This is a genomic window from Streptomyces sp. NPDC026515, assembly GCF_055567595.1.
On sequence record NZ_JBVHQD010000005.1, the window covers coordinates 256,442 to 277,070 of the forward strand.

Consider the following 20,629-nt stretch of genomic DNA (forward strand, 5'->3'; position numbering starts at 1 on the left):
GGCCTCTTGCCCCGGCAGGCCGTCGCAGGGACCTGGGGGCCGGCCGGTGACCGGCGCCTGGCTGATCGACGACGGGGGAAAGGTCGTCACCCAGCGCGCACACCGGCGCGTACGCGCGCGCTTCGCGCCTGCCGCCGCGGAGTTGCCGTCCAGCGGCGGAATCCCCCTGTCCGTGCCCGGGCAGGCCGCACGGAAGACGGCCCGTCCCGGAGGCGACGGCCACGGTGTGGACAGACTTCCTCGGCACGAGGTGGGGAAGGAAGGACGGACCTCGGCGCCTCACCGCGCGGGATCGGCGCAGTGACGGACAGGGAACCGGCACCGGTCACGCCGCTTCCGCACGCGCCCCTCCCCCTGCCCGACCGGCCCGAGTCACGCACGGCCGGGTGAGACCGTGCGCCGCACGGCCGCCCGCCCGCCGGCGGCCACCGCACGGACACCCCGTTCGACGCCCTCGCCCGCCTCCTGACACGCGGGGTCCGCGCCGGCGTGAACCCGCTCCCCTTCGGTCTCCTCCTCCCCCCTGAGCTGCCCCTGCTCCGGCTCGAGCGATCTCCACCCGTCGGGAACCCAAGCCCGCGGCCCGGTCGTTGGGATCGTGAGAAGTTCCTGAGAGCCCTTGCCGGGGTGGTTTCGCTCTCCCTCCGGCCTGGCTCGCGGGTGAACGGCTCGGGCGGGGGCTGTCACGGAGCGGAAGGGGGGTGGTGGACGGTGCGAGCGATCCGCGGCCTGTGGCGCTGGCGGCGCAATCCGCTGCGCCGGACGACCGACCTGGTCGAGGCCTGGGTGGCGCTGGTGACTCTGCTGCTGATCGTGGTGGCCGCGCCGGTGCTCGGCTCGCTCGTCGGGGTCGCCGCCCAGGACGCCCTCCAGCGGTCCGTCCGGCAACAGCACCACGACCGGCACCTGGTCACGGCCACCGTCGTGCGCAGGCTCGGCGGCTCCCCGGTCGAGCCGGACCCCGACGCCACCAACGCCCACGACCCCCGCAGCCGCGTCCTCGCCGACTGGACCGCGCCGGACGGCACCCGGCGGCACGGCTCGACCCTGACGGCCATCAAGTCGCCGCACAGGGGCGACCACTTCGGCCTCTGGACGGACCGGCAGGGTCTGCTGACCGCCCGGCCGCTGGACTCGGCCACCGCCACCACCCACGCCGTGCTGGCCGGGTTCGGCGCGGCCCTGCTCGCCGCGGGTCTGGCCGACAGCGGCCGGCGGATGATCGTCTGGCGTATGGTCCGTCGCAGATACGCACGTTGGGATCAGGCCTGGGACCGGGCGGGTCCGGACTGGGGCAAGGCCGGCACCGGCAGCTGAGGGCCTTTCCCCCTCTGGTCCGTGCACCACCTCGGCGCACGCTACGGTGGACCGGCCGAAGCGCATTCGGCATCGACCCGCGCGCGAGCGGACCGCAGCGGGCGGACACCCTTGCAGGTGACCGTCCCGAAGGCGAGCAAGCGATCTGTACGACGAGGTGGGGGCTCAGCAACGCCATGGCACAGGGCACGGTCCAGGTGACGCACACCGGCACATCGAGGTGGCGGCGCCGCACAGGTGAGTACGCATCGCTCGCCGCCGCCCTGGAGGCCGCCGCGGACGGCGACGTCCTGACGGTCGCGCCCGGCACCTACCGGGAGAACCTCGTCGTCCAGCGCGCGGTGACGCTGCGCGGACCGGAGGGCTCGCCCGGCTCGGTGCGCATCGCGCCCGCCGACGGGGTGCCGCTGACCGTGCGGGCCTCGGCGGTCGTACAGGACCTGCACGTGGAGGGCCAGGACGCGGCCGCGCCCGCGCTGCTGGTCGAGGAGGGCACACCCGAGCTGCTCGACGTGCGGATCGTCACCCGCTCCGCCGCCGGCATCGAGGTGCGCGGCGGCGCGCGACCGACCGTGCGGCGCTGCACCGTGGACAACCCGGCCGGCATCGGCATCGCCGTGCTCGACGGCGGCGGTGGCGTGTTCGAGGAGTGCGAGATCGTCGCGGCCGGTCAAGCGGGCGTGGCGGTCCGCGGCGGGGGTCACCCGCGGCTGGAGCGCTGCCGGATCCATCACGCCTCGGGCACGGGGGTGACGGCGACCGGGGAGAACACCGCGCTGGAGGCGGTGGGTTGTGAGATCTACGAGGTGCGCGGATCAGGCGTGCAGGTCACCGCGCGGGCCACTGCGCACCTCACCGACTGCGATGTGCACCGCACCACCGCCGACGGGGTCACCCTCGACACCGACGCGGTGCTCACCCTCGCCGACTGCCGTATCCACGACATCCCGGAGAACGCGGTCGACCTGCGCTCGCGCTCGGTGCTGACGCTGACCCGGACCACCGTGCGTCAGTTCGGGCGCAACGGGCTGTCGGTGTGGGACCCGGGCACCCGCGTGGACGCCAACCAGTGCGAGATCTTCGACAGCACCGGCGACTACCCGGCGGTGTGGGTGAGCGACGGCGCCACCGCCGTCCTGGACTCCTGCCGGGTGCACGACGTGCCGGACGCGCTGTTCGTGCTGGACCGCGGCTCGCGCGCGGACGTCGTCGACAGCGACCTCTCCCAGGTGCGCAACACGGCGGTGTCGGTGAGCGACGGGGCGACCGCGCAGCTGGACGACTGCCGGATCCGGGACGCGGCCACCGGCGCCTGGTTCCGCGACCACGGCAGCGGCGGCACCCTCAACAACTGCACGGTGGACGGCACCCAGACCGGAGTGATCGTCACCAAGGGCGCCGACCCCACGCTCGAACGCTGCACGGTGGACTCCCCCGCCGAGGCGGGCTTCTACGTGTCGGCGGGCGGCCGCGGCACCTTCCAGAACTGCCGGGTCACCGGCAGCGGCGGCTACGGGTTCCACGTGATCGACGGCTGCCGGACGACACTGCGCAAGTGCCGTACGGAGCGGTGCGCGCGCGGCGGTTACGAGTTCGCCGACGGCGGCCCGGACACGGGCTCCGGCACCGGCCCGGTGGTGGAGGACTGCACCAGCGACGAGAGCGGCAGTCTGCGCCCGTCCGCCATGCACGAGCCGGTCGTACAGACCGCGCACCAGACCCCCGGCCTGCTGGGCGCGATCCCCGTCCAGCGCAGCACCGAACAGGAACCGCTGCCGGCGCCCGCCGAGCCCCGGGAGCCGGCCCGCACCTCCCAGGCCGTGCTCGGTGAACTCGACGCGCTGGTGGGCCTGGAGAGCGTCAAGCGCGAGGTCCGCGCCCTGACCGACATGATCGAGGTCGGCCGGCGCCGTCAGCAGGCCGGCCTGAAGGCCGCCTCGGTCAAGCGGCACCTGGTCTTCACGGGCTCCCCCGGTACCGGCAAGACGACGGTGGCCCGGCTCTACGGCGAGATCCTCGCCTCCCTCGGGGTGCTGGAGAAGGGCCATCTGGTCGAGGTGTCCCGGGTCGACCTGGTCGGTGAGCACATCGGCTCCACGGCGATCCGCACCCAGGAGGCGTTCAAGCGGGCGCACGGCGGTGTGCTGTTCATCGACGAGGCGTACGCGCTGTCGCCGGAGGACGCCGGGCGGGACTTCGGCAAGGAGGCCATCGACACACTGGTGAAGCTGATGGAGGACCACCGCGACGCCGTGGTGGTGATCGTCGCGGGCTACACGGCGGAGATGGAGCGCTTCCTCTCGGTCAACCCCGGTGTGGCGTCCCGGTTCTCCCGGACCATCACCTTCGGCGACTACGGCCCGGACGAACTGCTGCGGATCGTGGAACAGCAGGCCGACGAGCACGAGTACCGGCTGGCGCCGGGGGCCTTCGAGGCGCTGCGGACGTACTTCACCGTGCTCCCCAAGGGCCCCGCGTTCGGCAACGGACGCACCGCGCGGCAGACGTTCGAGGCGATGGTCGAGCGGCACGCGAGCCGGGTCGCCCAGCTCGCCGACCCGAGCACCGACGACCTCACCCTGCTGTACGCGCAGGACCTTCCGGAGCTCGCCTGATCATTCCGCCTCCCGGGGCCGCTGCCCGGGCAGTTCCGGGCGCAGCCGTGCCAGCAGCCGTTCCCGTTCCCCGGCGAAGACCGGGTCCGCCTGGTAGTCGGAGTGGCCCAGGATCGGAGCGGGCAGCGGATGGCCCGGGGTGCGTCCGTAGGCCAGGGGGTCCTTCAGAGGCGTGTGGTCGACGGACGGGCCGTCGCCGCCGACGATGCGTACCGGGCCGCCGATGGGGTCGGTGAGGCGGTAGAGATTGCGCCAGCAGGCCACCTCGCGGTGCAGGAAGCCGAGTTCGGCCGGCCCGAAGTGGGCGGGGAACCAGCGGCCGTACAGCCGCTCCAGCGGGGAGCCGTACGTGAGCAGGCCGACCCGCCCGCGGACCGACGGGGTCAGCTGCCAGGCCGCCGCGGCCGCGAGGACGCTGCCCTGGGAGTGGCCGGAGAGGACGAGCCGGCCGCCGGTGCGGCGGATCCAGGTGTCCATGCGCCAGGTCAGGTCGGGCACCGCGCGCTCGGCGTAGCAGGGCGGGGCGAAGGGGTGGGCGGCGCGCGGCCAGAAGGTGCCGACGTCCCAGAGGATGCCGATGGTGCGCCGGGCGGAGGCGTCCTTGTAGGCGCGCCGGCCCCAGGTGACGAAGAGTATGAAGCCGAGCCCGACCAGCCAGGAGCCGAGCGCCTGCGAGGCCTGGGCCGCACCGTGCACCAGCGCGTACGTCCGGTCCGCGGCCGCGTCCGGTGTCTTGCCGGTGGCCAGCGCGCCCACCAGCGCGCCGGCGCCCAGCACCAGGGTGGCGGCGCACAGCACGGTGACGACGAGCGGCGTCCGGTCGGTGAGGGCCGCCATGGCACGGACACCGGCGATACGGCGGGTGCGTGCGGTGTCCTCCGGCTCGCCTGCGTGGTCGAGGCCGACGGCGGCACGTTCGGCGTGGCCGAGCCGCGAGGTTCGCCAGGAGAGCCAGGCGACCGCGGCGAGCAGCACCACGAGGACGGGCGGGATCACCGACGCCTGCCAGGTCAGCAGAACCGGCGGCCCGGCGATGGAGGTTGCGGTGCCGTCCAGCCAGTCGGAGACCCGCTGGGCGACCCCGCCGGAGATCACCCCGCCGAGCGCGCAGGCGAGCAGGGCGACCGCGGGGCCGCCGAGACCGCGCATCGCGGCGCGCGGATCGGGTCGCCGGCGGTGCAGGTCGTGGGCGACGGCCCCGAGGACGATCACCAGGACGCCCTGGGCCAGGACCAGGCCGCCGAAGGCCGGGTCCCCGGCGAGCCGCCCCACGGAGCGCCAGCCCGGCCGGGACCAGCCGGCGTACACCGCGACGAGGACCAGCAGGGCGAACGCGCCGAGCGGCAGGCGTCGTACCAGGTGCCGGTCGAGTTCCTGGTCGAGGATGTTCTCGCTGCGGCCCCGGCGGCACACCACCCCCACCGCGGCGGCCGCCAGGACGGCCAGTGCGCCGGACAGGAGCCACCCGGCCGCGTCCAGTAGGGCGGACCCGCCGGTCCGGCGGTCGAAGGCGGCCGCGGGTGCCAGGACCGCGGCGGCGACGGTGAGCAGGCCCACCGCGGTGTGGGCGGCGCGCAGCCGGGCCACCAGCCGGCGCCCGTACCAGAAGCCGGGGCTGCCGAGAGAGGTCCGCCCGGGCTCGGCGTCGTGCGCCAGGGGCCGGGTGGACTCGTAGGCGCTCCAGGTGCGGTGCGAGAGGTACCAGAGCAGGCCGGTCAGCGCGGCGGGCACCAGGGCGGCCAGGGCGAGGCGGCGGCCGGGGGCGCTCCACCAGCCGCCGGCCGTGCCGGTGGGTGAGAGGAAACCGAGCCAGGAGTGCCGGCGGGCGCAGGCGGCGGTGCCCGCGCACTGCCAGGCGGCCAGGTCAAGGGCGACCTCGCAGGCGGCGGCGACCAGCAGCACCGTCAGGGTGAGTCCGGCGAGCCGGACCAGCAGGCCGTAGCAGCGGACGGTGCGCGGCCGGTCCTGGGCGGCGGGGCGCATCCAGTGGGCGAGGTTGACCACCATGAACGGCAGGAGCAGCAGCCACAGGGCGCGGGAGGCGTTGCCGGAGGTGAGGTTGCACCAGACGTACGCCTCGGCCACCGGGCGGTCGCGGTAGTCGCCGGGCCGGGCCTCGGCGTCGGCGTCCACGGCGCGCCGGAAGACGGCCGCGGTGTCGTCGCCGGTGATCCGCACCGTGCGTGGATCGCCGAGCATCTTCTCGGGCGTGCTGCCGCCGACGCCGTGCACCCTCAGTTCCAGGTCGAGCTCCGGTGCGGCGGGCCCGGCTTCCGTCACCGCCGGCCGCTCCGCGAGGGCGTCGGCGGTGCCTTCCTGCGCGCGTTCCACTGTTCTCGCACTTCCCCCGTAGCCGCGCCGATGGATCTGTCTGCGTGAGGTTCCAGGATCTCCGATTCCGGTGTGACGTACACCACTCGCCACGGAATCTCCCCCGTTGTGTGTGACACCTGAGGGAACACGCGGTGACCGAATGACATGTGCGCACTGGCACAGGGAGTGGCGCAACCGGTGCACTCCCGTGAAAGGATGAGGCGCCCACGCACCGGAGCCGAGCGGAATGTCCTGGTCGGAGCCGGTACGCAGGGCGTGTCGGACGGCTTTAGGCGAGAGGACCGGAGCGTACGTGAGCGAGAACCAGAACCTCCTCGCGGAGCAGCGCCGCGCCCTGATCCTGGACGAGGTCCGGCGCCGGGGCGGCGTCCGGGTCAACGAACTGACCCGCAAGCTCGGCGTGTCGGACATGACGGTACGCCGGGACCTGGACGCGCTGGCCCGGCAGGGCGTGCTGGAGAAGGTGCACGGCGGTGCGGTGCCGGTGGTCGAGGCGAGCACGCACGAGCCGGGGTTCGAGGCCAAGTCGGGGCTGGAGCTGACGGCCAAGGAGGACATCGCCCGGGCCGCCGCGGAGCTGGTCGTGCCGGGAACGGCGATCGCCCTGTCCGGCGGTACGACGACGTACGCGCTGGCCCATCAGCTCCTGGAGGTCCCCGACCTGACCGTGGTGACCAACTCGGTGCGGGTCGCCGACGTCTTCCACGCCGCCCAGCGGGTCTCCGGGCAGCGGCAGGGCGCGGCGACCGTCGTCCTCACCGGCGGGGTGCGCACCCCGTCCGACTCGCTGGTCGGCCCGGTGGCCGACCAGGCCATCGGGGCCCTCCACTTCGACCTGCTGTTCCTCGGCGTGCACGGCATATCGGTCGAAGCCGGGCTCTCCACGCCGAACCTCGCGGAGGCGGAGACCAACCGCCGTCTGGTGCAGTCGGCCCGGCGGGTCGTGGTGGTCGCCGACCACACCAAGTGGGGCACGGTGGGCCTGAGTTCGTTCGCCAAGCTGGAGCAGGTCGACACGCTCGTCACGGACGCGGGGCTGCCCGCGGCGGCACGCGCGGAGATCTCCGAGCACCTGCGCCGGCTGGTGGTGGCGGGCGAAACCGACTGAGGGCGCAGACAATTGACGGACCGTCAGCTACCTTTTCGGGACAGCGTCCGTCGAGGAGGTCGGTCCATTGGTTCACCAACTGCGCCCGGTGGGAATCGACTTCGTCGAGACCGCACCCGTACGGCTGGTGTTCGGACGGGAGATGACGGCGGCGCCCCAGGCGGTCTTCCGGGCCCTCGCGGAGGACGTGCCGGGGTGGTCGCGGTGGATGACAGGGGTGAAGTCGGCCCGCCCGACGGAGCACGGCCGTGCGGTACTGCTCCGGGGCGGTGTCCGCTTCGAGGAGACGGTGATCGCGTCGACGTCGCCCGAGGTGTACGCCTACCGCGTGGACACGGCGAACGTACCGGGCGCGGGGGCCTGGCTGGAGGAGTGGCACCTCACCCCCCAGGGCACCGGAACCCGGGTGCGGATGACGTTCGCCCTGGACGGTACGGCGCCGTTCCGTGCGGTGTGCCGCCTGGCGGCACCGGGCATGGGCCGGGCGATCCGCGAGGGGATACGGGCCCTGGACGCCGGGCTGTGAACGCCGCGGGCCGCAGCGCCGCTCCAGAGGCCAGGACACCCGCGCGGCCGGCGGCCGACGGCTCGCGCCCTCGAACCTAGTCCGGCCACACCCCCGTGGCCAGCAGGGACTCGATGGCGGCCGCGAAGGGAGCGATGTCCAGACCCTGCTCCTCCAGCCAGGAATCGGAGTAGTACTTGTCGAGATAGCGGTCCCCCGGATCGCACAGCAGCGTCACCACGCTTCCCGTGCGCCCCGCCGCCACCATCTCGGACACGATCTTCAGCGCGCTCCACAGGCCGGTCCCGGTGGAACCGCCCGCCTTCCGTCCGATCGCCCACTCCAGCGCCCGCACCGCCGCCACGCTCGCCGCGTCCGGCACCTTCATCATCCGGTCGATGGCCCCGGGCACGAAGCTCGGTTCCATCCGCGGCCGCCCGATGCCCTCGATCCGGGACCCGCAGTCACAGGTGACGTCCTGCTCGCCGGTGGTCCAGCCCTCGAAGAAGCACGAGTTCTCGGGGTCCGCGACGCAGATCCGGGTGTCGCGCTGGGTGTAGTGGACGTAGCGCGCGAGCGTCGCCGACGTACCGCCGGTCCCCGCCGTGGCGACGATCCAGGCCGGCTCCGGGAACCGCTCCAACTCCAGCTGACGGAAGATGGACTCGGCGATGTTGTTGTTGCCGCGCCAGTCCGTGGCCCGTTCGGCGTAGGTGAACTGGTCCATGTAGTGGCCGCCGGTCTCCCCCGCGAGGCGCGCGGACTCCTCGTACATCTTGCGGGAGTCGTCCACGAAGTGGCACTGCCCGCCGTGGAACTCGATGAGCCGGCACTTCTCCGAACTGGTCGTACGTGGCATGACGGCGATGAAGGGAACGCCGATCAGCTTGGCGAAGTACGCCTCGGAGACCGCCGTCGAGCCGCTGGACGCCTCGATCACGGGACGGCCCGGCCGGATCCAGCCATTGCACAGACCGTAGAGGAAGAGCGAACGGGCCAGCCGGTGCTTGAGGCTTCCTGTGGGATGGGTCGACTCGTCCTTGAGGTAGAGGTCGATGCCCCATGCCTCGGGAAGCGGGAAGCGCAGCAGGTGGGTGTCCGCCGAGCGATTCGCGTCGGCCTGGACTTTGCGGACGGCCTCTTTGAGCCAGTCGCGGTACTCGCTGTCGCTGTGGTCGACGTCGAGGGTGGCGCCGGTGCGGATCTGCGGGGTGGTGCTCACGGCGGACTCCTTGCGCTGGGCGCCGACGGCGTCGAAGTGCGGCCGGCGCACCGATCATAAGCATCCTTCGCAGCGCTTCTCACCTGCATAAACGCATCTTTGGGCGTCTCAAAGGCACCCTGGGGAACGGTGGCTCGAATCCAACGGGGGCGCATTGTCCCGAGTGCTCCGGGCGCCCCCTGCCCGGCCGCCCGTGCGTACTGGTGCTCCTCGCCGGGGGCGGGCAGACTGCCACCGGACGGGACGAACGTCCCGAACGGGGGCGCACACTGGATCACCACACGATCCGGAGCACGCCGGCCCGGGCCACAAGCCCGCGGGCCGGTCAGCGAGGTTCTCGAAAAGGGGCGGGCAGGATGGCGGAGCCGGAGTTCACGGCGAAGGGCGTGCGGATCGACAAGCGGCTGCGTTCGCTCACCCGGGCCGGGCAGGTCCGGATAAGCGACGGCAGGCTGCAGTTGCTGACCAGCTACGGCAGTGAGATCGACAGCGCGCCCGTACAGGCGGTACGTGCCTCCAAGCCGTGGTTCGCGGCGCAGGACCGGGCCCTGGCCGACCTCAACGGCCAGCGCTACTCGCTCACCCTGGGCGAGCACGACCCGGCGCCGGGCGAGCCCGGGCCGCCCGCGGCGAGCCGCTTCATCGAGGCGGTGCGGCGGGCCGCCGGACGGGACCACTGAATCACGGCGAGTTGCGGGACCGTGTGCACTGGGTCACGCTTGTCTCACGTCACTCTGGGTTTACCGGCGATAACGCTGCGAACCAGCCCGCCGGCCACGACAGCAGGCGGCCCCATGGACGGCGGCACCCTGCTGGATCCGTTCTCCGTGTTCTTCCGGACCTCACGTCGGGGAGTCGCAGTCGTGATCGAACACCCAAGCAGACACTGCTCGGTGGAGCTCCAAGCCCTGCCCTCGCGGATCGGCCAGGTCCGCAGAATCGTATCTGCACAGTTGCGCTACTGGCGCCTGGACCCGTTGATAGACCGGGCCGCGCTCGGTGTGACGGAGTTGCTGACCAACGTCCACCGGCACGCCCAGCCCGACAAGAACTGCACCGTGGAGATCGAGCTCCAGCTCGACCGGCTCACGGTGTCCGTCCGCGATCACGATCCACGGCTCCCGGTGGTCGAGGACGGGACGGACGTCGCCCCCATGGCCACCTGCGGACGGGGCCTGGCGATGGTGGCGGCGGTCAGTGAGAGCTGGGGGGTGCGACCGCACGACGACGGCAAGGTCGTGTGGTTCACCCTGCCCGCGTCGGCCGCCGCGTCCAAGGCAGGCCGCCCGCAGCACCGTACGCCCGAGCCGGCACCCCGGCGGGTCGTGACGGCCGGACCGGCGGCCACCGGAGCGCCGGCCGTCGCGCACGCGACCGCGGGCACCCCCGCCACCGCCACCGCACAGGTCGGCGCCGGTGCCCCCGCTGCCGCACACCTGTCCGCCGGTACCGCCCCCGTCGCACCCCCGGCCACGGGTCCCTCGGCTGCCGTACCCGCGACCGCCGGTGCCTCTGACACCGCACACGCTCCCGCCCGCTCGGCTGTCGCCAGTTGAGCGGGCGGTGAGTTTCCCTCCCGGGCGCCCCCGCACGGCAACCGGGCGCCCGAAGCGGGGTCGCCCGGTGGCGCCGTCGTCGCGCTCAGGCCGCACCGCCCTTGCCGATGCGGCCGAACTGCTCCTCCAGGACCGACAGCCGCCGCCAGTACTCGTCCTCGTCGATCTCGCCGGAGGCGAAGCGCCGGCCGAGGACGGCGAGCGGTGAGTCGCCGGCCGGGCGCGCGACGCCCATCGGCCGCCAGGGGCCGCCGCGCCCCGCGGTGCGGCGCAGGACGGTGACGACGCCGATCACCACCGCCGCCCAGATCAGCGGGAAGAACAGGATCCACGGGCCGGGCCCGCCGTCCCAGTTCGCCAGGGTCTCCATCTCGGCTCAACTCCTTTGCCGCAACGTCTCGGTGTGTCGCATCGAGACTGGCCCGGCGGAGGGGCGCGGGTCGTCGTGCGGCCGGCGGCAGTCGCCGTACCTCCCGGGGAGTACGCGGCGGCGGCCGGGCCGCTTCCGCAGGCCGGCATTCTGTAACTACCAGTATGTACATCGGTCGTGTGAGCACGCCGGAGCGTCTGATCGAGTCCACCCGTGAGCTGCTCTGGGAGCGCGGCTACGTCGGCACCAGCCCGAAGGCGATCCTGGAACGCGCCGAGGCCGGCCAGGGCAGCATGTACCACCACTTCAAGGGCAAGCCGGACCTGGCCCTGGCCGCCATCCGGCGCACCGCCGAGGAACTGCTGGCCGCCGCGGAGGGTGTCCTCGCCGGGCCGGGCTCACCGTACGAACGGATCGAGGCGTACCTGCGGCGCGAGCGCGACGTACTGCGCGGCTGCCCCGTCGGACGGCTGACCATGGACCCGGACGTCATCGCGAGCGACGAACTGCGGGCACCCCTCGACGTGACCCTCGACCGGATCCGGAGGCTGATCGCCGGGATCGTCGAGGAGGGCAAGGAGCAGGGGCAGTTCGGGCCGCGGGTGGACGCCGCGGAGATCGCCGCGACGGTCCTGGCGACCGTGCAGGGGGGTTACGTCCTCGCCCGTGCCTCCGGCTCGCCCGCCGCGTTCGACGCCGGCGTACGCGGACTGCTGTCACTGCTCAGGAGCTGACGTACGTGCGCGGAGGTGCGCCGCCGAACGCCCCCTCGCCCGAACGCCCGAGAGAGAGGTCCGTTCATGCACGCCCTGCAGTACGAGCTGACGCTGCCGGCCGACTACGACATGGGCGTCGTCCGTGACCGGGTGGCCCGCGTCGGGCATCTGCTCGACGACTGGGACGGCCTCGGCTTCAAGACGTACCTGGCGCGCGAGCGCGGTGTGCACGGCTCACCGGTCGACCAGTACGCGCCGTTCTACCTCTGGAACACCGTGGCGGGCATGAACCGCTTCCTGTGGGCAGGCGCCTTCCAGGGGCTCGTGAACGACTTCGGGACTGGTGTACGAGGAGGGCGGTGCGGCCGATGCCCGTGCCGCCCTCGCGGTCCGGCGACGGGAGCCGGTGCCGGAGGGGACCGAGCTGTCCGGGCTGATGGCGGACGCGGTGCGGGAGACCGGGCGGGTCGCGGCCGAGGACGGGGCGGTGCTGGCGGCGGCCGTGGACACCGCCCGCTGGGAGCTGGTCCACTTCTCGCTCTGGGCGCACGAGGTCCCGGAGGCCGAGGGGGACGTGTTCCAGGTGCTGCACATGTCCGCGCCCGGCCGGGACCGGCTGCCGCGCGGACGGCAGTGGCGAGCACCGTCCGGACCGTCCTCGGCGACCTTCGGCCCGAGGACCTCGGCGTGTGCGACGCGCACGACCACCTCTTCCTGCGCAGTCCCCGGCTCCCGGGCCAGGAGCTGGACGACGCGGCCGCCGCGCGGGCGGAGCCGGCGGCGTTGCGTGCGGCGGGCGGGACGGGCGTCGTGCAGTGGACGCCGTACGGGATGGGGCGGCGGGCGGCCGACCTGCCCCTGCTGTCCCGGGCCACCGGCGTGCATCTGGTCTGCGCGACAGGACTGCATCAAGCGGCCCACTACACACCGGAGTTGCTCGAGGTGCTGGGCGGTCGGCTCGCCGGCGTCTTCGTCGCCGAACTGACCGAGGGCATCGGGACGCCCGGAGCGCGCGCCGGTCTGATCAAGGTGGCCGGCGGTTTCCACGCGCTCGACGCGCCCGCCCGCTGGACGATGACGGCCGCCGCGGAAGCCCACCACGCGACGGGCGCGCCCATCGGCGTGCACCTGGAGCTGGGCACCGGCGCACTCGACGTACTGGACCTGTTGTGCGGGCAGTTGGGCGTCCCCGGCGACCGCTTGATCCTCGGTCATCTCGACCGCTCCCCCGACCTGGCCGTCCAACGGCAGGCTGCCTCCTCCGGCTGCCGGCTGGCCTTCGACGGGCCGTCCCGGACGAACCACGCCACCGACCGGCGGATGCCGGCCGTCCGGGCCCTGGCCGAGGCGGGCTTCGGGGACCGGCTGCTGCTCGGCGGGGACACGGTGGTGGCGGGGGCCCGGTCGGTGGACGGCGGGCCCGGGATGCCGTACCTGCTGCGGCGGACCCGGCCGCGGCTGGAGGCGGAACTGGACGCGGAGGGGGTTCGCCGCATCCTCGTCGACCACCCGGCCCGGGCGTTCGCCGTCGACTGGCGTCGGTCCGCCTGGACCTCGGCCGAGAGCCACGGGGGCCCGACGGCGCGCGGGCCTCAGGGGCGGACGGTCACCGCAGCGCCCCCAGTGGGTCGTCCAGCACCGGCTGCCATGCCAACTCGGCCGCTCCCACGAGGCTGTTGTGGCTCAGCGTGCACGGCAGGATCGGTACGCCACCGCTCTGGCCCCACAGGCTGCGGTCGGCGACGACGGCACGCAGCCGCTCGGGGTCGGCGTCCAGCAGGGTGCGGTGCAGGCCGCCGAGGATGATGCGGTCGGGGTTGAGGATGTTGACCAGACCGGCCAGGCCCAGGCCGAGGCGGTCGATCAGGGCCTCGGCGGCCCTGCGCACGGTCGGGTCGGCGTAGTGGCCGCGGACCAGGTCCTCGGCCTGCCGGAGCAGCGACACCTCGGGGCCGGGTTCCCGGCCCGCCTCGATGAGCAACGCCAGCGGATCCGCCTCCACGTCCAGACAGCCCCGGCCGCCGCAGTGGCAGGGGCGGCCCTCGGGGTTGACGGTGAGGTGGCCGACCTCCAGGGCCAGCCCCGAACTCCCGGTGTGCAGGCGCCCGTCGAGGACCAGTGCGCCGCCCACACCCCGGTGCCCGGTGGCCACGCACAGCAGATCACGGGCGCCCCGGCCCGCGCCGTGCCGGTGCTCGGCGAGTGCGGCCAGGTTCACGTCGTTGCCCGCGAAGGCCGGGCCGGTGATCCCGGCATCGCGCACGCACTGGGCGAAGATCCGGCGTACCGGCGCGCCCACCGGCCAGGCCAGGTGCAGGGGGTTGAGGGCGAGGCCCTCCGGTTCGGCGACGGCGGAGGGCACGGCGAGACCGGCGCCGACGCAGTGCAGGCCGGTGGTGCGGAGCAGGCCGGCGCCGGCCTCCACCACCGAGCCGAGCACCTTCGCCGGGTCGGCGTCGACGGTCTCGCAGCCGGGTGCGGTGGCCAGGATCCGGCCGCCCAGGCCGACCAGCGCGGCACGGAATCCGTCGGCGTGGACCTGCGCCGCGAGCGCGACGGGGCCGCGTTCGGCGACCTCCAGGCGGTGCGAGGGGCGGCCCTGCGAGCCGGCCGCGGCCCCCGGGTGGGCGTCGACCCTGATCAGGCCGAGCGCCTCCAGTTCGGCGGCGACGGCGCCGGCCGTGGCCCGGGTGACACCGAGTTCGGCGGTGAGCACGGCGCGGGTGGGGGCGCGGCCGGTGTGCACGAGTTCCAGCGCGGGGCCGAGTGCGCCGCGCCCTCGGTCCAGCCGGGGCTTCGAGGTTCCGTTCCCCGTCGGGCCGGGGGCCGCCTTGCCGCTCATGAGAGGGAGTCTGCCATGATCCGTAGGAGCGGCCGTAGCGAAGGTACGGCGGCGTCGGGGCTGGTCGGGCCCACGCGGCGCGGCCGCACATCGGTTCAGCCGCGCGCCCCCGGCGGAGCGCTCCGGCCCGGGCACGTCACCATCCGCCGACTCTCAGTGTGATGTTCAGACGGCCGGTCAGGCCCAGCTCCGCCGGTCCGGTCCCCGGGTGGACCCGCGGTACCCCGTGATACGCCAGCCTGCTCTCGCCCCCGAACACGAACAGGTCGCCCGAGCGCAGTTCCACGTCCGTGTACGGCTTCGTCCTGGTCTCGGTGTTCCCGAAGCGGAACACGCAGGTGTCGCCGAGGCTCAGTGACACCACCGGTGCGTCGGACCTCTCGTCGGCGTCCCGGTGCATGCCCATCCTGGCGTCGGCGTCGTAGAAGTTGATCAGTGCGATGTCGTACGACAATCCGTCCGCCGCCCGCGGGCCCAGCGCGTCGGTCACCGCGCGGCGGCCCAGTTCGTCGAGCCAGGCCGGGAACGGCTTGACGGGGCTGTGGTCGCCGTCGACGACGGTGCGGGCGTAGGCGTACGGGTACCAGTGCCAGCCCAGGCAGACCTGGCGGGCGGTCATGGTGCCGCCCTGGGGCGTGCGGACGGTGCGCAGTCCGGCGGGTGGCCGGGCCCACGTCCGGCATGCGTCCAGCAGCTCACTCTGGCCGCGCGCGCTCAGCCAGCCGGGGACGTGCACGGCGCCCGGCGCGACCTGGGCGCACGCCCTCGGAAACAGTTCGTCCTCCATGCCCCCATCCTGCCCGACCGGGTCTGAGCTGCGGCTCCGCTAGCCTGGACGCACGATGAGCGACCGTATGACGACTGCGTGGGGCGAGTACGAGCTGGCCCGCTTCCCCGAGGAACCGAGCGACCGGCTGCGCGCCTGGGACGCCTCCGACGCGTATCTGCTGAGGTATCTGGCCGAGGAGCGGACCGGGCTGTCCGGGACCGTCGTGGTCCTCGGCGACCGCTGGGGCGCCCTGGTCACGGCGCTGGCCGCGCACCGGCCGACGCAGATCACCGACTCGTACCTGGGCCAGGAGGCGACCCGGGCCAACCTGGCGCGTGCGGGCGTCGAGCCGGGGGCGGTACAGCTGCTCACCACCCAGGACCCGCCGCCGGAGCGGGTGGACGTGCTGCTGGTGCGGGTGCCGAAGAGCCTGGCGCTGCTGGAGGACCAGCTGCTCAGGCTGGCGCCCGCCGTGCACGCGGACACGGTGGTGATCGGCACCGGCATGGTGAAGGAGATCCACACGTCGACGCTGCGGCTGTTCGAGCGGATCCTCGGCCCGACCCGGACCTCGCTGGCCCAGCAGAAGGCCCGGCTGATCCACTGCTCCCCGGACCCCTCGCTCCGGCGGCCGGTCAACCCGTGGCCGCTGAGCTACGAGCTCCCGGACGGGATCGGTGCGGCCGCCGGGCGTACGGTCGTCAATCACGCGGGGGTCTTCTGCGCCGACCGGCTCGACATCGGCACCCGGTTCTTCCTCCGTCATCTGCCCACGGGCGGACGCCGGGTGGTGGACCTGGGATGCGGCAACGGGGTGATCGGTACGGCGGTGGCGCTGGCCGATCCGACGGCCGAGGTGCTGTTCGTCGACGAGTCGTTCCAGGCGGTGGCCTCGGCGGAGGCCACCTACAAGGCGAACGGGGTGCCCGGGCATGCCGAGTTCCGGGTCGGGGACGGGCTGGCCGGGGTCGCGGCCGAAAGCGTGGACACGGTGCTGAACAACCCGCCGTTCCACTCCCACCAGGCGACCACCGACGCGACGGCGTGGCGGATGTTCACCGGGGCGATGCGGGCACTGCGGCCGGGCGGCGAGCTGTGGGTGGTCGGCAACCGCCACCTGGGCTACCACCTGAAGTTGCGCAAGCTGTTCGGCAACAGCCAACTGGTCGCCAGCGACCCGAAGTTCGTGGTGCTGAAGGCGGTCAAGCGGGGATAGTCCCCAGGGCACCGGTGATCCTCGTGATCTCGTGGACCACTGCTTCCCCGGCCGACGCCGAGGGCCGCGGTGCGGGTGGTCATGGCGTGCACGCGGCCGGACCGCGACGGGCACGCAGGCCGGGTCGACGGCCGTGGCGGCCGCGCGGGCGAGCGGGCGGAGTTGTCCGTGGCGGAACTTGACGGCGTTCTCGCAGGCTTGGAGGACCACGGGCGAACCGGCCCCGCCGACGGCCCGGTCACGCCTCACCGAGCGGGCGGGGTTCACCGAGCGGGCGGGGTGGCTCGGCCGGCCGGGGTCGAGGCTCCGGGCGGCGGCGATCCCGAGACGCTGGGCGCGGACGGGTGCGGCGAGCGGGTCGAGGCTGCCGGGGGCGGCGGTGATCGCGGGCGTGCGCAGGTGCCCCTTCAACTGGGCCGGCCGTCACGGGACTTCGGTGGTGGCGGCGGGGCGGGTCAGGGTGGGCAACCGGGTTGGTCGCCGCGCCCTCCCCGGATGTGACTGTTCCTGCACGATGGGTGCGGCTTGCGAGCGTGAGCGAGCATCTGGGCGTGGACGGGGTGGGTTAAGGTCGCCGGGAGATCGAGGAACGGAGGCGGCGGATGTCGCGCGACGCCCGCTGGAAGGCGCTGCTCGAGCTGCTGGTCGAGCGCGGCCGCCTGGAGGTCGAGGAGGCGGCGGCGGAGCTGGCGGTGTCGGCGGCGACGATCCGCCGGGACCTCGACCAGCTCGCCGAGCAGCAGATGCTGGTGCGCACCCGGGGCGGGGCGGTGGTGCACGGGGTCTCCTACGAGCTGCCGTTGCGCTACAAGACCGCCCGACGGGCCTCGGATAAGCAGCGGATCGCCACGGCGGTGGCCGAACTGGTCGCGCCGGGCGAGGCGGTGGGACTGACCGGCGGTACCACCACCACGGAGGTGGCCCGCGCCCTGGCCGTGCGCGGGGACCTCACCACCGGCACACCGGCGCTCACGGTCGTCACCAACGCGCTCAACATCGCCAACGAGCTGGCCGTGCGGCCCCAGTTCAAGATCGTGGTGACGGGCGGGGTGGCGCGTCCGCAGTCGTACGAGCTCATCGGGCCGCTCGCGGACGGTGTGCTGGGTCAGATCACCCTCGACGTGGCGGTGCTCGGGGTGGTCGCCTTCGACGTGCTGCACGGCGCCGCGGCCCACGACGAGGCGGAGGCCGCGATCAACCGGTTGCTGTGCGAACGTGCCGCCCGGGTGGTCGTCGCCGCCGACTCCAGCAAGCTGGGCGGGCGGGCGTTCGCCCGGATCTGCGCGGCGGAGCTGGTGGACACGCTGGTCACGGACACGACGGCGGCGCCGGAGACGGTGCGCCGGTTCGAGGAGGCGGGGATCCGGGTCCTGACGGTGTGACCCGGCCGGCACCGCCGGTGTCCGTCCGGGTCAGACGCCGCTGGTGTCCGCGCTGACGAAGCCGGCCCCCCGCTGGTCGTTGCAGCCGAACACGGGCCGGTCGGCCGGGTCCGGCCAGCTCTGGTGGGCCTGGAGGGCGACGCTCACCAGGGTCAGCAGCAGATCCACGTCGCTCGCGGCGTCGAGTCGTATGGTCACCCACTGCGAGCCCGGGACGATGCGGATCGCCCCCGTGCTCTTGAGGTCCTTCGCGAAGTGCCGGATGGCGTGGGTGGTCAGACGCAGGTCCACGTCGCGCTCCGAGTGGAAGTGCGCGATCTCGCCCTGCGACGACCTCACGGCCTGACCCAGACCACAGCTCGGTACCGCCTGGGTCAGGTCGGGCCAGGTCGCCAGTTGCGCAAGAGCGCGCGAGGCCAACGTCATGGGGCCATCATGGACCGCTCACTCTCCGGTAACCAACCGGCGAGCAGTTATTAACCGAGCTGTTGCCGGGCTCCGTCCGAACACGGGCGCTCGAGACGAGTGAATATCCGCAGTGTTTCAGCGGTTTGAGTGACGGAAGGCACCTCTGGGACATCCGGGAACGCGCATGGTGGACGCCACGTTCCGTCCAGGTATCGCTCGCTGGGCATCACGCCCTCAGGTAGGCGAGGACCGCCAGCACCCTGCGATGTGTCTCCTCCGCGGGAGGCAGATCCAGCTTGGTCAGGATGCTGCTGATGTGCTTGCCGACGGCCGCCTCGGAGACGACCAGTTCGCGGGCGATCGCCCCGTTCGACTTGCCCTCGGCGATCAGTGCCAGAACCTCACGCTCGCGGGGGGTGAGCCGCTCCAGCGGATCGCGGCGGCGGCGCAGCAGTTGACGTACGACCTCGGGGTCGACGACGGTGCCGCCTTCCGCGACCTCCCACAGGGCGTCGATGAACTCCTCGACCTGACCCACCCGGTCCTTGAGCAGGTAGCCGACGCCGGTTCCGTCACCGGAGTCGAGCAGTTCGGAGGCGTACGTCCGCTGCACGTACTGGCTGAGCACCAGGACCGGCAGCGTGGGCCGCTTCTCCCGCAGCCGCACCGCAGCGTGCAGCCCCTCGTCCTGGAAGCCCGGCGGCATCCGCACGTCCGTCACCACGATGTCGGGACCGTGCTCCTCGACCGCGGTGATCAGCGCCTCGGCGTCCCCCACGGCCGCGACCACCTCGTGGCCGCAGCGGCTGAGCAGACCGATCAGCCCCTCCCGCAGCAGCACGCTGTCCTCGGCCAGAACTACGCTGAGTGATCGGTCCGTTCGCAAGGAAACTCCACACGCAACTGGGTCGGTCCGCCGGACGGACTGGACAGGGAAAGTCTGCCATCCAGCACCGACACCCGGTCCGCGAGCCCGGTCAGCCCGCTGCCGGACCCGGCCCGCGCCCCGCCCCTGCCGTCGTCGCGCACCTGCAGGAGCAGCCGCCCGCCGTGGTGGCCCCCCGTCACCTCGGCCCGGCTCGCCCCGCTGTGCTTGGCGATGTTGGCGAGGGCTTCGCAGACCACGAAGTACGCGGCGGACTCCACCGCCGGGGGAAGTCGTCCGTGCAGTTCCAGGTCGACGTCCACGGGGACCGCGGAACGGTCGGCGGCGTCGGCGACCGCCGCTTGGAGACCGTAGTCCGTGAGCACCTTCGGGTGGATGCCGTGGATGAGTTCACGCAGCTCCGCGAGGGCCTTGCCCGCCTCCTCATGGGCCTTGGCGAGCTGGTCGGCGAGCGGTCCCGGCGGGACGTCCAGGCGGGCCAGGCCGAGGGTCATCGTCAGTGCCACCAGCCGTTGTTGAGCCCCGTCGTGCAGATCGCGTTCGATGCGCCGCCGTTCCGCCTCGAAGGCGTCCACCAGACGGACCCGCGACCGCGTCAGTTCCATGACCCTGGCCCCCAGATCGCCCCCGCGCGGCGCGATCAGCAGCCGCGTCAGTTCCGCACGGGCACCGGCGGCGACCCCCAGGGCATAGGCGCCCAGGAGCAGAGCGAGCAGTCCGAGCACGGCGATGCCGAAGGCCGTCGGCCAGGTCGTGACGGTCCACGCCTTGAGCACCTTGGTCTCCTCGCCACCGCCGACCGTGGCCATCAGCAGCGGGGTCGCGACCATGGCCAGCGGGAAGAGCAGGCCGACCGTGATCGCGAGGGCGTCGACCGGCCACAGCAGACCGGCGAAGATCAGGGCGTAACCGAGCTCCCGCCAGGTGGCCTGCTCCCTCAGACGCACGGTCAGCCAGGACCACGGGCCCGCGGCGGCGGGCCCGTGGTGCCGGTCGGGAGCCGGATCCCGGTCGATCAGGCGTAGCCGGTACCGCTCCGCCCGGGCCACCGGGATCCCGGCGAGGGCCACGACGACGAGGAGCGGAAGCCCCACCAGCACGATCGCCAGGGCGCCGCTCACCGTGATCGCCACCAGCAGTCCCGCCAGGGTGACGACGCCCGCCGGCACCCCGGTGAGCAGGAAGCCGGCCGAACGCCACGGCCACGACGACAGCAGGAAGCCCGGCCGCGACATGGCCTGCCACACATTGCGAGGGTGCATGAGCGTCACCGTAGAAGGCGTGGACCTCGGCTGCCATCGGTTCAGCGGGACTCCTGAGGTAGGGCCAGCACTACCGCCGGGGGTGGGGGCGCGGAGCACGGCACGCTCGTCGCAGGCTCTT

Annotated in this window: 16 protein-coding genes and 4 pseudogenes; 11 read left to right on the forward strand and 9 right to left on the reverse strand. The window is 73.3% G+C overall.

Annotated features, from left to right (window positions below):
* Nucleotides 1-711: 711 nt before the first annotated feature.
* Together ACZ4O3_RS12055 and ACZ4O3_RS12060 are read left to right on the forward strand one after the other, a co-directional pair.
* The gene (locus tag ACZ4O3_RS12055) at nt 712-1,317 is read left to right on the forward strand and encodes an Rv1733c family protein (protein WP_362732472.1); all 606 of its coding nucleotides are present in this window, start codon (nt 712-714) and stop codon (nt 1,315-1,317) included.
* 176 nt (nt 1,318-1,493) lie between these two features.
* On the forward strand, nt 1,494-3,932 hold the full coding sequence (locus ACZ4O3_RS12060) for a right-handed parallel beta-helix repeat-containing protein (protein ID WP_467722067.1): 2,439 nt from the start codon (nt 1,494-1,496) through the stop codon (nt 3,930-3,932).
* Here ACZ4O3_RS12060 and ACZ4O3_RS12065 read toward each other — a convergent pair whose 3' ends face one another.
* Nucleotides 3,933-6,263 carry a hypothetical protein gene (locus ACZ4O3_RS12065; protein ID WP_467722068.1) on the reverse strand — a complete coding sequence of 777 codons (2,331 nt, stop codon included), beginning with the start codon at nt 6,261-6,263 and terminating at the stop codon, nt 3,933-3,935.
* 295 nt (nt 6,264-6,558) lie between these two features.
* Here ACZ4O3_RS12065 and ACZ4O3_RS12070 point away from each other — a divergent pair, with 295 nt between their 5' ends.
* Both ACZ4O3_RS12070 and ACZ4O3_RS12075 read left to right on the forward strand, forming a co-directional pair.
* Nucleotides 6,559-7,374: a DeoR/GlpR family DNA-binding transcription regulator gene (locus ACZ4O3_RS12070; RefSeq protein WP_351712876.1), complete on the forward strand. Its 816-nt coding sequence runs from the start codon at nt 6,559-6,561 to the stop codon at nt 7,372-7,374.
* Nucleotides 7,375-7,441: 67 nt separating this feature from the next.
* A complete protein-coding gene (locus ACZ4O3_RS12075) occupies nt 7,442-7,900 on the forward strand; it encodes an SRPBCC family protein (protein ID WP_362729700.1) in 459 nt (152 codons plus the stop codon).
* A gap of 76 nt (nt 7,901-7,976) precedes the next feature.
* On the opposite strand, the gene ACZ4O3_RS12080 is transcribed toward ACZ4O3_RS12075, so the two are convergent.
* A complete protein-coding gene (locus ACZ4O3_RS12080; RefSeq protein ID WP_467722187.1) occupies nt 7,977-9,101 on the reverse strand; it encodes a PLP-dependent cysteine synthase family protein in 1,125 nt (374 codons plus the stop codon).
* Between the two features lie 356 nt (nt 9,102-9,457).
* Between ACZ4O3_RS12080 and ACZ4O3_RS12085 the strand changes: the two genes are divergently transcribed.
* Complete coding sequence (locus ACZ4O3_RS12085) at nt 9,458-9,781, forward strand: hypothetical protein (RefSeq protein WP_362729697.1); 324 nt, start codon at nt 9,458-9,460, stop codon at nt 9,779-9,781.
* Nucleotides 9,782-9,964: 183 nt separating this feature from the next.
* Nucleotides 9,965-10,400: pseudogene (locus ACZ4O3_RS12090) on the forward strand (ATP-binding protein); the annotation flags it as partial.
* A 342-nt stretch (nt 10,401-10,742) separates the two neighbouring features.
* On the opposite strand, the gene ACZ4O3_RS12095 reads toward ACZ4O3_RS12090, so the two are convergent.
* Nucleotides 10,743-11,027: an SHOCT domain-containing protein gene (locus tag ACZ4O3_RS12095; RefSeq protein WP_467722069.1), complete on the reverse strand. Its 285-nt coding sequence runs from the start codon at nt 11,025-11,027 to the stop codon at nt 10,743-10,745.
* 164 nt (nt 11,028-11,191) lie between these two features.
* On the opposite strand from ACZ4O3_RS12095, the gene ACZ4O3_RS12100 reads away from it, so the two are divergent.
* The 3 genes and pseudogenes from ACZ4O3_RS12100 to ACZ4O3_RS12110 form a co-directional block, all read left to right on the forward strand.
* Nucleotides 11,192-11,761: a TetR/AcrR family transcriptional regulator gene (locus ACZ4O3_RS12100; protein WP_467722070.1), complete on the forward strand. Its 570-nt coding sequence runs from the start codon at nt 11,192-11,194 to the stop codon at nt 11,759-11,761.
* 66 nt (nt 11,762-11,827) lie between these two features.
* A pseudogene (locus ACZ4O3_RS12105) lies at nt 11,828-12,380 on the forward strand (DUF4865 family protein); the annotation flags it as partial.
* Nucleotides 12,377-13,282: pseudogene (locus ACZ4O3_RS12110) on the forward strand (phosphotriesterase family protein); the annotation flags it as partial. The pseudogenes ACZ4O3_RS12105 and ACZ4O3_RS12110, both read left to right, overlap by 4 nt.
* Before the next feature lie 67 nt (nt 13,283-13,349).
* Here ACZ4O3_RS12110 and ACZ4O3_RS12115 read toward each other — a convergent pair.
* On the reverse strand, nt 13,350-14,585 hold the full coding sequence (locus ACZ4O3_RS12115) for an ROK family protein (protein ID WP_467722071.1): 1,236 nt from the start codon (nt 14,583-14,585) through the stop codon (nt 13,350-13,352).
* Between the two features lie 136 nt (nt 14,586-14,721).
* Nucleotides 14,722-15,372 (reverse strand): alpha-ketoglutarate-dependent dioxygenase AlkB family protein, encoded by a 651-nt coding sequence (locus ACZ4O3_RS12120; RefSeq protein WP_362731354.1) that lies wholly within the window; start codon nt 15,370-15,372, stop codon nt 14,722-14,724.
* 67 nt (nt 15,373-15,439) lie between these two features.
* Between ACZ4O3_RS12120 and ACZ4O3_RS12125 the strand changes: the two genes are divergently transcribed.
* Nucleotides 15,440-16,570 (forward strand): methyltransferase, encoded by a 1,131-nt coding sequence (locus tag ACZ4O3_RS12125; RefSeq protein WP_467722072.1) that lies wholly within the window; start codon nt 15,440-15,442, stop codon nt 16,568-16,570.
* A 99-nt stretch (nt 16,571-16,669) separates the two neighbouring features.
* Here ACZ4O3_RS12125 and ACZ4O3_RS12130 read toward each other — a convergent pair.
* Nucleotides 16,670-16,792, reverse strand: a pseudogene (locus ACZ4O3_RS12130) (fructose-bisphosphate aldolase); the annotation flags it as partial.
* A 380-nt stretch (nt 16,793-17,172) separates the two neighbouring features.
* Between ACZ4O3_RS12130 and ACZ4O3_RS12135 the strand changes: the two are divergent.
* Complete coding sequence (locus ACZ4O3_RS12135) at nt 17,173-17,952, forward strand: DeoR/GlpR family DNA-binding transcription regulator (protein WP_384991951.1); 780 nt, start codon at nt 17,173-17,175, stop codon at nt 17,950-17,952.
* Nucleotides 17,953-17,982: 30 nt separating this feature from the next.
* Here the strand turns inward: ACZ4O3_RS12135 and ACZ4O3_RS12140 are convergent, their stop codons facing one another.
* The 3 genes from ACZ4O3_RS12140 to ACZ4O3_RS12150 form a co-directional block, all read right to left on the reverse strand.
* Nucleotides 17,983-18,378, reverse strand: a complete 396-nt coding sequence (locus tag ACZ4O3_RS12140; RefSeq protein WP_362725949.1) for a luciferase domain-containing protein — start codon at nt 18,376-18,378, stop codon at nt 17,983-17,985.
* Nucleotides 18,379-18,586: 208 nt separating this feature from the next.
* Nucleotides 18,587-19,246, reverse strand: a complete 660-nt coding sequence (locus tag ACZ4O3_RS12145; protein WP_362725951.1) for a response regulator transcription factor — start codon at nt 19,244-19,246, stop codon at nt 18,587-18,589.
* On the reverse strand, nt 19,219-20,508 hold the full coding sequence (locus ACZ4O3_RS12150; protein WP_362725954.1) for a sensor histidine kinase: 1,290 nt from the start codon (nt 20,506-20,508) through the stop codon (nt 19,219-19,221). The genes ACZ4O3_RS12145 and ACZ4O3_RS12150 overlap by 28 nt, the downstream gene beginning before the upstream one ends.
* Between the last annotated feature and the right edge of the window lie 121 nt (nt 20,509-20,629).